Consider the following 11,539-nt stretch of genomic DNA (forward strand, 5'->3'; position numbering starts at 1 on the left):
CCGGCCGATCGTCAAGTGAGATGTTGTGGGGCGCGCTGAGGCCCTGATGAGTGAGAACGAAGCGAACCCCCGGCAGCAGTGCTGCCGGGGGTTCTGTGTTGCCGGGAGGTCGGTCCTCGCCTAGGGCCTGTTCCTTGGCTCAGGTGCGGAGCCGGCGGTGCTAGTCGTGCCGGGCGGCGTCGGCCGCGTCGGCGGCCTCGACCTCCTCCCGGGAGATCCCGAGAAGGAAGACGATCGTGTCGAGGTAGGGGACGTTGACGGCCGTGTCGGCGGCCTGGCGGACGACGGGCTTGGCGTTGTAGGCGACGCCGAGGCCCGCGGCCTGGAGCATGTCGAGATCGTTCGCGCCGTCGCCGATCGCGACGGTCTGGCTGACCGGCACCCCGGCCTCCGCGGCGAACCGCCGCAGCGCCGCGGCCTTCCCGGCCCGGTCGATCACCGGCCCGGTGACCCGCCCGGTGAGCTTGCCGTTCTCGATCTCCAGCGTGTTCGCCGCCGAGTAGTCGATCCCGAGATCGTCCACGAGGGCGTCGGTGACCTGCGTGAACCCGCCGGACACGATCGCGAACTTGTAGTCGAGGCGCTTCAGCGTGCGGACCATGGTGCGGGCGCCCGCGGCGAGCCGCAGCTTCTCGCGGACGTCGTCGATCGCCGCCGCGTCCAGCCCCGCGAGCAGCGCCACCCGCTCGCGCAGCGACCCCTCGAAGTCCAGTTCGCCGCGCATCGCCGCCTCGGTGACCTTCGCGACCTCGTCGAGGCAGCCCGCGTGCTCGGCGAGCAGCTCGATCACCTCGCCTTGGATCAGCGTCGAGTCGACGTCCATGACGATCAGCCGCTTCGCGCGCCGGCTCAGCCCGCCGTGCTGGACGGCGATGTCGACCTGCTGCTCGGCGGCCTCGGCGGCCAGCGCCGCGCGCAGGGTGTCCGGGTCGGCGCCCGACACGTCCATCTCGATGCAGGTCACCGGGTTCTGCGCGAGCCGCTCGATCCGGTCGATGTTGGCGCCGTGCGCGGAGATCCGGCCCGCGATCCCGGCCATCGCGGCGGGCTTCAGCGGGGCGCCGAGCACGGTGACGTGCAGCCGGCCGCTGCGCTTCGGCATCCGCTTGTTGCGGCCGGTGGACAGCTCGATCTCCATGTCGAGATCGTTGGCGACCTTCTCGGCGGCGTTCCACACGCGGCCGATGTCGGCGCCCTCGGTGTAGGCCAGCAGGACCCCGAGGACGAGGCGTCCGCGGATCACGACCTGCTCGACGTCGGCGACGGTGAGCGGGAACTGGGAGAGTGTGCGGAACAGCCGCGACGTCACGCCGGGGCGGTCGCGTCCGGTGAGTGTGATGAGCAGCGTTCGCTGTGCTGACCCGTCCATAGCTGTCCACAACGGTACCGGTCGCGGCCCACCCTCCGAACCGCAGGTCCGCCATTCGAGACGCCGCGGCGCCGTTCAGCCCTTGATCTTGTAGACGGTGATGTCGTCGAACCCGGCCGACATGGCGGCCGAGGCGTCCGTGCCGCCGCCCGGCGCCGCCTCGAGGCCGACGTGGCCGTACCCCAGCGGAGCGTCGGCGTCGGTCTTGTCGATCACCCGCGCGCCGTTCACCCAGAGGCGCAGCCGGACCCTCTTCCCGCCGTCCTCCGCCTCGCAGGCGATCTGGATCTTGTTCGGCCGGCCCTTCCGCAGGCCGGGGACGGTGCCGCTGCGGGCGAACTGCTCGTTGCCCTGCGCCGAGGCGATCTTGCGGATCACCGCCTCGCCGCCGTCCTTGCGGATCAGGAAGGCGTAGCGCCGGTCGGTGCCGTCGGCGTAGTCCTCGATGCCCCTGCAGTCGGCGCCGTACCAGCCGTCGTCCGGCCCGCTGAGGTCGCTGGTCGTGACGGTCAGGAGCACGCGGTCGGCGATCCGGCCGAGGTCCACGGGGGCGGCGGACCACTCGCCCCTGGACGAATCGGCGTTCACCCAGTACTTGCCGTCCTCGTACCCTTCGCCCCGGTAGCTGTTCTCGTGGGTGTAGGACGTGCCCATCCAGCCGCTGTCCGTGGAGGCGAAGTCGTCGCCCCACACGCGCGTCACGTTGCCGGGCGGGCTGTCCGAGCCCAGGCCGCCTCCTCGGACGGCGAGCACGACCGCGGCGGCGACGACCAGGACGGCCGCGGCCGCCGCACCGGCCAGCAGCGGGCGCCGGTTCCGCCGGGGCCGCGGGTCGACGATCGTCCGGTCCCCCGTCGCCCATTCGGCGCGGACCGTGGCCTCCAGCGCGGCCGTGTCGTCGGGCTCGACCCCGCCGACCAGCCGCGCGAGCAGATCCCGGACGGACGGGCGCTGCTGCGGGTCCTTGGCGAGGGCGGCGGCGACGAGGTCCCGCAAGGCGGGGTCGAGGCCGTCCAGCACCGGCTCCCGCGTCTGGATCAGGTGGAACGTCTCGGCGATCGTCCGGCCCTGGAACGGCGGGCGTCCCGTCCCCGCGTAGGCGACGACGCAGCCCCACGCGAACACGTCGGACGCGTGCCCGGCGGGCTCCCCGAGCAGCACCTCCGGCGCCATGTAGGACGGGGTGCCGACGAACTGGCCGCTGCGGGTCGGGCCGTCGGAGCCGTCCAGGGGGCGGGCGATGCCGAAGTCGATCACGCGGGGCCCGGTGGGCGACAGCAGCACGTTCGCCGGCTTCAGGTCGCGGTGCACGACCCCCGCGCCGTGGATGCCGGCCAGCGCGACCGCGACGCCGACCGCGAGGCCCTCCAGCGCCGACCCGTCCAGCGGGCCCCGGTCCGCGACGGCCCGGTCGAGGCCCGGGCCCTCGATGTACTCGGTGACGAGGTAGGGCGGCCGCCGGTCCAGGTCGGCGTCGATCACCGGCGCCGTGCAGTACCGCCGCACGCTCCGCGCCGCCTCGATCTCGCGCCGGAACCGCTGGAGCGCCTCGCCCTCCCCGGCCATCTCCGGGTTGATCACCTTGACCGCGACGGGGCCGCCGCCGGGGCCCTCGGCCAGGAAGACCGTGCCCATCCCGCCCTGCCCCAGCCGCCTGAGGAGCCGGTACGGACCGATCCGGCCGGGGTCGTCCGGGCGCAGCGCCTCGCCGGCCCTGTCCGCGTCGAGAGTCATGGCGATCCTGACGAGTCCGGAGAATGTGGGAGCACCCTAGTGGGACGGGACGATCCGCCTACCGGTTCGCCCGGATCAGGCCACCGGCGTCACCCGACCCGGTGGCCGGGCTCGTCCAGCCAGACGGCCTGGCCCTCGCGGGTCACCGTCACCCCGTACCGCGCCACGTCCGGCTCGCCCGCCCTGATCCACGCCCGGTCGATCCGCCGGACCTCCTGCTGCGACCCGCGCTGCCCTCGCACCGACATGAACCCGGAAGGCCCCACGAACCGGCCCTCGGCCGTCCCGTCGTCCCCGACGCGCAGTACCCCGAACGGCGCCTCAGGATGGATCGTCAGGGTCCACGGCGTCACGATCAGCCCGCCCGGCCTCACCTGCTCCACCCACGCGTACGGGACCTCGCGGACGGCGGCCGTCGCGATCAGCCGGTCGTACGGGGCGCCCTGCGGATGGCCGCGCAGACCGTCGCCCGCGACGACCCGCACCGGACGCCCGGCCCGCGCGAGCGCCTCCCGCGCCCGTGTGGCCAGCCCCACGTCGATCTCGATCGACGTGACGTTCTGCGTCCCGGCGATGTACGCGAGCAGAGCGGCGTTGAAGCCGGTCCCGGTCCCGATCTCCAGCACCCGCATCCCCGGGCCCAGTTGCAACGCCTCAAGCATCCGCGCCATGAGGCTGGGCGTGCTGCTCGAACTCGTCGCCCAGAACCCCTTGCCGGCGGCCCTGCCCTCGTCGACCTGCGTGACGATGGGGTCGTCGGCGCGGCACGCCTCTTGCCAGCGGTCCGGGTCGTCCTGCCGGCGAAGCGGGACGAACCACCCGTCCTCCCGCCGGAACCAGATCACCTCGGGCACGAACAGGCTCCGCGGAACCGCCTCGAACGCGTCCCGGACGCTTCTCCCGTCCCCCATGACATCTCCGTTGTACAAGCCGCCCCACCACCGCACCGCAAAGCCCGAGGCGCCCCGGAGCCACGGCTCCGGGGCGCCCCTCCCAGGCGTCGGGGGAACGCCGGGAACGGACCGCCCTCCAAGGCGGCCCTGACCCGCGCCGGACGACGAGGGGGACGCGTCCAACACGAGCGCTCTTCGTTGACTTGCGGCGTGTCGTCCTTAAAAGCGGCCGGATAAGGCCGACACGCCGCAACTCAACGTGGGCGTGGCCGGTAGAGGTCGCGCAGCGGATCCGTCGGCGCGGCGACGATGAGCGGCGGTGCGTCCGGGAGGTCGTCGCCCCGCCGATGCCGCGGCCGCGCGGGCCGCCGGCGCGTCGCCAGCAGCGCGCCCGCCACCGCCCCGACCAGCCCGCACACCGCCCCGAAGACCAGGACGACGAGCGCGACACCTGCGAACCCGCCGGTCACGACCGCCGGGCTCATGCGTGCGCCCGCTGCGTGAGCACCCGCGCTATCGCGGCGGCGACGTCCTCGACGAAGTCCACGGCGCCGATCAGCTCGCCATCGGACGCCCACGCGTACCAGTCGTTGCCGTCCACCCTCCGGCACGTGATCTCGACCGAGTTGAGCGCCGAACCGATCCGCACGACGTTCAGGACGGCGCCTTCCCCTCGGCGTTCCACGATCCCGCACGCCAAATCAGGCCACATCGCCACTTCCCGGTCAAGCCGCGAGATGAAATGCCGCATATCCTCCCGCGACATCGCCACCCTCCCCATTCCACCCACCCCACTCCCTCGGGAATCCGGAACAACTGCCTGCCAAGAATCCCTTGGTGGAGGTAAGTTCGCTACGTTCATACACCAAATACACCGGCAGGAGCGTGGGCGGTGAAAGATCAGGATTCCCTGGACCCGGACCGGTCGATGTGGGACTTCATAGCGGTTGAGCTGCGAAGACAGCGTCGCGCGCGAGGGATTTCCGGTGCCGCGTTGGGACGGCTCATCGGACGTGATCGTTCAATTGTTTCACGCATCGAGTCCGGCCATATCCCCATGCAGTTGGACCACGCGGAGATCGTCGACCGCGAATGGGACCTCGACCGCCTGTTCACCCGCCTCGTGAAGTTCGCCAAAGAGCGCAAAAGCGACGAATGGCGACTCGGTGATCTCGCGGAGCAGGAGGCGCGTGCATCACGCGTGCGCATGTGGGAGGTCGGGCTCGTGCCCGGGCTGCTGCAAACCCCTGCCTACGCCCGCGCCGGGTTCTCCGTCGGGCTCGTCCGCGACCTGGACGCGGCGGTGAACACCCGTCTCGCCCGGCAGGCGGCGGTGTTCGACCGGGGCCGTCCGCCCGAGGTCTCCGTGATTCTCAACTGGGTGGTCCTCGAACAGCTCGTCGGCTCGTCCGACATCATGCGCGAGCAACTCGCCCATCTACTCGAACTCAGCGACCTGCCCCACGTCAACGTCCGCGTGGTCGAGAGAGGCGCCGGCGTTCACGCCGGATATGACGGGCCACTGCACCTGCTCACAGTGGACGCACGCGATATCGCATACGCGGACGCCCCCCACGGTGCAGGACTCGTGATCGATCCGGCGGAGGTTCAGGACTTCGAAGTACGCTATGACCGTATCGGCCACATCGCCGCCCCGATAGGACCATCGCGAGCGATGCTCCAACGAGCCATGGAGATGTACCAATGACGCAGTGGCGCAAGGCGAGCCGTAGCGCGACATCGGACAACACCAACTGCGTCGAAGTTGCACGGCTCGCGCGAAACATCGGGGTGCGTGATTCCAAGGATCCGGCGGGGCCCAAGGTGGCGCTGCCTCGGGCTGGGTTTCGGGTGCTGGTGGACGCGGTGAAGCGCGGGGAGCACGACCTGCCGTAGGCGGGACGTCCGGAACCTTGTGTGGAGTGCTCCAAGGAGCAGCGGAGATGCCCTTGACGAAGTGGCGGAAATCGTCCCGGAGCGGTTCGGGTGCGCAGTCGGATTGTGTGCAGGTTGCGAACCTCGCGGGAAACATCGGCGTGCGCGACAGCAAGGACCCAGAGGGGGCAAAGGTCGCGCTTCCGGCTGCCATGTTCCGGGCGCTGCTGGACGCGGTGAAGCGCGGGGAGCACGACCTGCCGTAGGCGGGACGTCCGGAGCCCTGTGTGGAGTGCTCCAACGAGCGACGGAGGTGCCCATGACGCGGTGGCGGAAGGCGAGCCGTTCCAACACGTCCGGTGGGGCTTGCGTCGAAGTTGCGCAGCTCGCTGGAAACATCGGTGTACGCGACTCCAAGGACCCTGTCGGCCCCAAGGTGGCGCTGCCCCCTGCCGGGTTTCGGGCGCTGGTGGAGGCGGTGAAGCGCGGGGAGCACGACCTCGCGTAGGGGTTCAGCCGGCGGAGCGGTCGAGGCCCGTGATGAGGGACCAGAGCGTGGCGCGGCAGTCTTGGGCGCGTGCGAGGCCGACCTGCTCGGCCAGCTCTCGGTCGATCGCCTCGGCGCATTGCTGTGCCGTCGTGGCGGCGGCGCGTCCGGCGGGCGTGAAATCGACGAGCTTGGCGCGTGAGTCCCGGGGGTCCGGGAGCCGTGAGAGGTAACCGAGCCTGACCAGTTCGTCGACGAGGGGGCCCACCGTCTGCTTCGTGGCGCCCAGGCGCTCGGCGATGGCGGTGATCCGGGCCGGGCCCTGATCGAGGGCGACGAAGACCCGGAGGTGGACCGGCCGCACGTCGGTGATCCCCTCGGCCGCCAGTCCCTCCTGCACGCGATCGGTGACCAGGGCCGCGAGCCTGCGGGCGAGCGCGCCGATGCGCGAGCCGGGCCCCATCGCGATGTCGGCGAGTTTGTCCAGGTCGCCGCCTGTGCGGTTCGTTGACACGATAGTCAGGCCACCGTACTATCTCGGAAATCAGTCAGGTCACCGTACCAATTTCGCGCACGCCGGGCGCGCCGGCGTCACGCGCTCCGGGTGGCCTTCCCGCTGGAAAGGTGGCGAGATGAAGGCCGCAGCACAGAGCGCAGCACCCCGATCGGCGCCGGCGGCCGATCGGCTCCGGAGGGTCGCCGGGTGGCTGCTGCTGCTCTCCGCGATCACGCACGTCCTGCAGGTCCCGGTCTACGGCACCGAAGGCAACGTCTTGGGCGCCGCCGGGTTCGGCGTGGTCTACGCCCTCGTCGGGACGGGCCTCTTGCGGAGGTGGCCGGGAGCGGTGCCCGCGGCCACCGTGCTGCCGGTGATCGGCGGGACGCTGGGCGTCATCCGCTTCCTGTTCCTGCACACCAACCCGTTCAGCGTCTGGCATGTCGCCTTGGACCTGGTGATCGTGCCGCTGGCGACCATCCTGCTCATCAGGAGCCGGACCGGTTCGTGACGCGCGTTCCTCAGGCGGACGCCTGTCCATGGCGGTCATGGAGGCGGTCGCAGCCGCGGGCTCCAGGGGAACTTCGGGGGTGGGGGCGGCGTCGTAGGCGGGACGATCACCGTGCGACGGGAGTGGGCTGTGCCTGTGGAGTTGGAGCTGGCGGATCCTGAGGACCTGTGGGCGGAGTCGTGCGCGCTGGCCATGCTCAGCGTCGGCACCCCGAGCTGGGGCGCGACGGTGCGCGGCGACGGGGTGCGCACCGACGACGTGGGCAACGGCTGGCATGGGATGAGCTGGGTCGAGGGCGGCCGCGCGATCCTGTACGGCTACGACGTCGACTACAGCGAGACCCGTCACCAGGTGCCGCCCGTCGATCTGCTGGCCGGCGGCCCGGCGTGGCTTCCGTGGGAGTGGCTGGCGCGGATGATGCGCGATGAGCACATCGTCCAGTACGTCTACTGGTGGGACGGCTCGACCTGGGCCCGCACGGACTACCCCGACGGTCTGAAGGACGGCGGCGGTGGTGAGACGGGCCGCAACGACCAGGTCGAGAGCTCCTTCTTCGCCTGGGACGACGACGGCGGCGAGCGGGCGGAGGAGGCCTTCGAGGCGCTGATCGGGGCCGCTCGGGCGCGGGCGGTGGACCGGGAGGCCGTCGACGGGCTGCTGCGGCATCTGGACCCCGACGCCTTCGACATCGAGCCGACCGAGCCGTTCGACGCGGAGGCGATGCTCGGGGTCGCGGAGCAGGCCGGGGTCAGGGCGGGTTCCGTCCGGCCCGAGCTGCCCGCGGGCCGGGGTGAGCCGGCGGACCGTCGTGTCCACGTCATCGACGATCCCCGGCCGTGGGAGCCGTTCGAGGAGGGCTTCATGACCGACGGGATCCCCGCGCGCCTCTGCTGGTCGCCGTCTCTAGGGAAGTAGGAGGTTGAGGTCGCCGAATTCGTGCCAGAGGTAACCCTCGTCGAGGGCGGCCTGGTAGGTGGTGGCGAGGAGGGGGCGGCCGGCTATGGCGGTGAGCATCATCAGGTGGGACGAGCGGGGCTCGTGGAGGCCGGTGAGGAGGCCGTCGACGGCGCGGACGCCGCGTTCCGGGGTGACGATGTGCTCGGTCCAGCCCGAGGCCGCCTGGACGGTCCCGGAGGCGTCCACCGCGGTCTCCAGGGCGCGGACGGCGGTGGTGCCGACGGCGATGACGCGGCCGCCGCGGCCGCGGACGTGGGCGACGAGCGCGGCGGTGGCGGCGGGCACCTCGTAGCGTTCGGCGTACGGGGGTTCGTGGGCCTCGGGGGACGCGACGCCGGTGTGCAGGGTGATCGGGGCGAGCAGGACGCCGCGCGAGACGAGCCGGGTGACGAGTTCGGGGGTGAAGGGGCGGGCGGCGCTCGGCATCTCGGCGCTGCCGGTGGAGCGGTCGTGGGCGAAGGCGGTCTGGTAGGCGGCGGTGGGCCAGTCGCGGCGGACGTACCCGTAGCGGATGGGGACGCCGTGGCGGCGCAGGTAGGGGACGACGTCGGTGCTCAGCCGGGCCTGCCAGAGCCGGTCGGTGCGGCGGCCGATGAGGGTGAGGGTGGCGCCGCCGGGCATCGGGATCCACTCGCCGGGGCTGCCGCCGCCGTAGGGGAGGCTCGCCTTGCCGGACATGCGGCGGAGCTCGACGATCCAGTCGCGGCCGTCGGCGCCGGGCAGGGGCGTGGAGAAGTGGACGCTGATGCGGTCGAGGCGGACGGCGGCGGGCAGCGTGGCGGAGGTGTTCACGACGAGCAGGTCGCCGGGTTCGAGCAGCTCGGGCAGGTCGCGGAAGGCGTGGTGGGAGACCTGCCCGGCGGCGCGGCGGCCGACGAGGAGGCGGACGCCGTCGCGGCTGCGGCCGCGGGCCTCGGGCGGTTCGTGGGCTTCGAGGTCGGACGGGAGGGTGAAGTCGATGATGTCGGTCATTTCCGGGCCTCCAGGCGGAGTGCGGCGACGACGCCGGCGGCGGCGATCGCGGCGAACATGACCCCGGCGGCGGCGAGCCCCAGGTGCAGGCGGCCGGTGCCGAAGCCGGTGAGGAGCGCGCCCGCGGCGCCCACGACGAGGGACGAGCCGAGGGTGTCGGCGATCTGCAGGGCGGAGGAGTTGACGCCCTGCTCGTCCTCGGGGGACAGGTCCAGCATCAGGACGCTGAGGCTGCCGATCGCGAAGCCCATCCCGGCGCCGCCGACGATCCAGGCGGGCACGGCGGCCCAGCCGGACAGCTGGAGCGCGACGGTGACGGCGACGATCCCCGCGGCGACGAACACCGCGCCGAGCAGCGCGAAGAACGCGCGTGACCGCTTGGAGCGGCCCTGGATCTGGGACGCGGCGGACCAGCCGAGCGCCCCGACGGTCAGCACGACGCCGGCCTTGGTGGGGCTGAACCCGTGCAGCGAGGTGAGGGTCAGCGGGATGAAGGAGTCGGCGCCGAAGAACGCGCCGGACAGCAGGCCGCGGACGATGACGACGCTGGGCAGCCCGCGCCGCATCCGGAGGGTTCCGGCGGGCAGCAGCCGGGGGAGGCCGTAGCCGAGCCCGGCGAGGCCGATGAGGGCGGTGGGGGCCATCGCCCAGCCGGTGCGCCCGAGGCCGTAGAGCAGCAGGCCGGCGCCTCCGGCGGCGGCGATGGCGGCGGTGTAGCGGGTGCGGCCCGGGGCGTCCGCCGCGGACGCGGTCCGGCGGACGCCGCGCAGCGTGGGCGTGAGCAGCAGCCCGGGCGGGATCACCAGCGGGATGAGGCCTAGGAACACCCAGCGCCAGCCGAGGTGCTCGGCGACGACGCCGCCGACGGCGGGCCCGATCAGCGACGGCAGCACCCACGCCGCCGACAGCGCGGCGAACACGCGGGACCGCAGGTGCTCGGGGTAGACGCGGGCGATCACCACGTACAGCGCGACCATCGGGACGCCGGAGCCGAGGCCCTGGACGGCGCGTCCGGCGACGAACAGCCACATCGTCGGCGCGGTACCGGCGATGGCGAGGCCGGCCACGAACACCGCGAGGCCGATCATGAACGGGCGGGCCGGGCCGGCGCGGTCCACCCAGCCGCCCGCCAGCACGGTGGACAGCAGGCTCGCGATCAGCGTGGCGCTGAAGCCCCACGCGTACAGCGAGAGCCCGTCGAGGTCCTTCGCGACGGCGGGCATGACGGTCCCGACGGACATCGACTCGAACGCCAGGAGGGTGACGACGAGCACGATGCCGAGGGTCGCGACCCGGTACCCGCCGTCCATCACCCCCTGGCGCGGCCGTTCCCCGGCGGCGGCCTCGTCCGGTTCGATCACGGTGGTCATCGTGCGCTCGCGAGGTCCGCGGCGCGGTACCGGCCGCTGGCCGGACGGTCCGTGACGAGCCGGTGGAACGCGGCGGCGGCCTCCTCGGGCGGCGGCGCGGCGTCGGCGTCCTCCCCGGCGTCGCGCAGCATGCCGGTGCGCATCTCCCCCGGGTCCGCCCACCACACCCGCACGTCCGGCTCCTCGGCCGCGAGGACGTTGGACAGCTGCTCCAGCGCCGCCTTGGACGAGCCGTAGCCGCCCCACGTCTCGTAGTTCTCGACCGCCGCGTCCGAGGTGACGTTGAGGATCGCGCCGTGCCGTTCCCGCAGCGCCGGCAGGACGGCCTGGATCAGCGCGAGCGGCGCGAGCACGTTCGTCGCGTACGTCGCGGCGAGGTCGGCGACGGGCTGGTCGGCGAGCCGGGGCAGCGGCGTCGTCCCGAGCGTGCTCGCGTTGTTGACGAGCAGGTCGAGCCCGCCGGCGACCGCGCGGGCGAGCTCCGCGCGGTGCGCGGCGTCGGCGACGTCCCCGGCGACCGCCGTCACGTCCCCGCCGATCTCCCGGGCCGCCGCCTCCAGCGCCGCCGCGTCGCGGCCGTCGACGACGAGCGTCCAGCCGTCCGCGGCGAGCTCGCGGGCCAGCGCCCGCCCGAGCCCCCGGGACCCTCCAGTGATCAATGCTGTCTTTCCACCGGCCGTCTTCATGCCTCAGACGCTAGGAACCGGGGCGCCTTCCGGCATCGGCCATCGGCCCCCGCGGCCCCTCCGCAAATGGTCTTAGGACCACCGGACCGCCTTGGCCGAGCCCGCATCCGGAGGCACGGCGGCAAAACCGAGTACGGTCTTCACATGCGCGCGTCGAAGGGCGCGCGGAGGGGGAGGCGAGAGGCCGGA

The 11,539-nt window shown here is 72.6% G+C and carries 15 protein-coding genes; 6 read left to right on the plus strand and 9 right to left on the minus strand.

Annotated elements, in window-relative coordinates; genetic code table 11:
* Positions 1–160 precede the first annotated feature (160 nt).
* The 5 genes from serB to J4709_RS42175 form a co-directional block, all read right to left on the minus strand.
* Positions 161–1,369, minus strand: coding sequence for a phosphoserine phosphatase SerB (gene serB, locus J4709_RS42155; RefSeq protein ID WP_208250595.1), 1,209 nt, complete (start codon positions 1,367–1,369; stop codon positions 161–163).
* A 75-nt stretch (positions 1,370–1,444) separates the two neighbouring features.
* Positions 1,445–3,103, minus strand: a complete 1,659-nt coding sequence (locus tag J4709_RS42160; protein ID WP_208250597.1) for a serine/threonine-protein kinase — start codon at positions 3,101–3,103, stop codon at positions 1,445–1,447.
* A gap of 89 nt (positions 3,104–3,192) precedes the next feature.
* Entirely contained in the window at positions 3,193–4,014 is an 822-nt protein-coding gene (locus J4709_RS42165) for an rRNA adenine N-6-methyltransferase family protein (protein ID WP_208250598.1), read from the minus strand.
* A gap of 236 nt (positions 4,015–4,250) precedes the next feature.
* Complete coding sequence (locus tag J4709_RS42170) at positions 4,251–4,481, minus strand: hypothetical protein (protein ID WP_208250600.1); 231 nt, start codon at positions 4,479–4,481, stop codon at positions 4,251–4,253.
* Entirely contained in the window at positions 4,478–4,681 is a 204-nt protein-coding gene (locus tag J4709_RS42175) for a hypothetical protein (RefSeq protein ID WP_208250601.1), read from the minus strand. Before J4709_RS42175 ends, J4709_RS42170 begins: the two co-directional genes overlap by 4 nt.
* 207 nt (positions 4,682–4,888) lie before the next feature.
* Here J4709_RS42175 and J4709_RS54075 point away from each other — a divergent pair, with 207 nt between their 5' ends.
* From J4709_RS54075 to J4709_RS42195, 4 genes are read left to right on the plus strand one after another with little or no spacing between them, the layout of a single operon-like run.
* The gene (locus J4709_RS54075; RefSeq protein WP_208250603.1) at positions 4,889–5,704 is read left to right on the plus strand and encodes a helix-turn-helix domain-containing protein; all 816 of its coding nucleotides are present in this window, start codon (positions 4,889–4,891) and stop codon (positions 5,702–5,704) included.
* On the plus strand, positions 5,701–5,892 hold the full coding sequence (locus tag J4709_RS42185) for a DUF397 domain-containing protein (protein WP_208250605.1): 192 nt from the start codon (positions 5,701–5,703) through the stop codon (positions 5,890–5,892). Before J4709_RS54075 ends, J4709_RS42185 begins: the two co-directional genes overlap by 4 nt.
* A 47-nt stretch (positions 5,893–5,939) precedes the next feature.
* On the plus strand, positions 5,940–6,137 hold the full coding sequence (locus J4709_RS42190; protein WP_208250607.1) for a DUF397 domain-containing protein: 198 nt from the start codon (positions 5,940–5,942) through the stop codon (positions 6,135–6,137).
* A gap of 53 nt (positions 6,138–6,190) precedes the next feature.
* Positions 6,191–6,379, plus strand: a complete 189-nt coding sequence (locus J4709_RS42195) for a DUF397 domain-containing protein (protein WP_208250609.1) — start codon at positions 6,191–6,193, stop codon at positions 6,377–6,379.
* Positions 6,380–6,383: 4 nt separating this feature from the next.
* Here J4709_RS42195 and J4709_RS42200 read toward each other — a convergent pair whose 3' ends face one another.
* Entirely contained in the window at positions 6,384–6,872 is a 489-nt protein-coding gene (locus tag J4709_RS42200; RefSeq protein ID WP_307802027.1) for a MarR family winged helix-turn-helix transcriptional regulator, read from the minus strand.
* A gap of 118 nt (positions 6,873–6,990) precedes the next feature.
* Between J4709_RS42200 and J4709_RS42205 the strand changes: the two genes are divergently transcribed.
* The gene (locus J4709_RS42205) at positions 6,991–7,365 is read left to right on the plus strand and encodes a hypothetical protein (protein ID WP_208250611.1); all 375 of its coding nucleotides are present in this window, start codon (positions 6,991–6,993) and stop codon (positions 7,363–7,365) included.
* Positions 7,366–7,494: 129 nt separating this feature from the next.
* Complete coding sequence (locus tag J4709_RS42210) at positions 7,495–8,280, plus strand: hypothetical protein (protein WP_208250612.1); 786 nt, start codon at positions 7,495–7,497, stop codon at positions 8,278–8,280.
* On the opposite strand, the gene J4709_RS42215 is transcribed toward J4709_RS42210, so the two are convergent.
* Genes J4709_RS42215 through J4709_RS42225 form a run of 3 tightly spaced genes read right to left on the minus strand, consistent with a single transcriptional unit; the run spans position 8,269 to position 11,350 of the window.
* Entirely contained in the window at positions 8,269–9,294 is a 1,026-nt protein-coding gene (locus tag J4709_RS42215; protein ID WP_208250614.1) for an S-adenosylmethionine:tRNA ribosyltransferase-isomerase, read from the minus strand. The two genes, J4709_RS42210 and J4709_RS42215, sit on opposite strands and share 12 nt — an antisense overlap.
* A complete protein-coding gene (locus J4709_RS42220; protein WP_208250615.1) occupies positions 9,291–10,664 on the minus strand; it encodes an MFS transporter in 1,374 nt (457 codons plus the stop codon). The genes J4709_RS42215 and J4709_RS42220 overlap by 4 nt, the downstream gene beginning before the upstream one ends.
* On the minus strand, positions 10,661–11,350 hold the full coding sequence (locus J4709_RS42225) for an SDR family oxidoreductase (protein ID WP_208250616.1): 690 nt from the start codon (positions 11,348–11,350) through the stop codon (positions 10,661–10,663). The genes J4709_RS42220 and J4709_RS42225 overlap by 4 nt, the downstream gene beginning before the upstream one ends.
* Positions 11,351–11,539: the final 189 nt, after the last annotated feature.

It is taken from the genome of Actinomadura violacea (assembly GCF_017573465.1).
Classification (GTDB): domain Bacteria; phylum Actinomycetota; class Actinomycetes; order Streptosporangiales; family Streptosporangiaceae; genus Spirillospora; species Spirillospora violacea.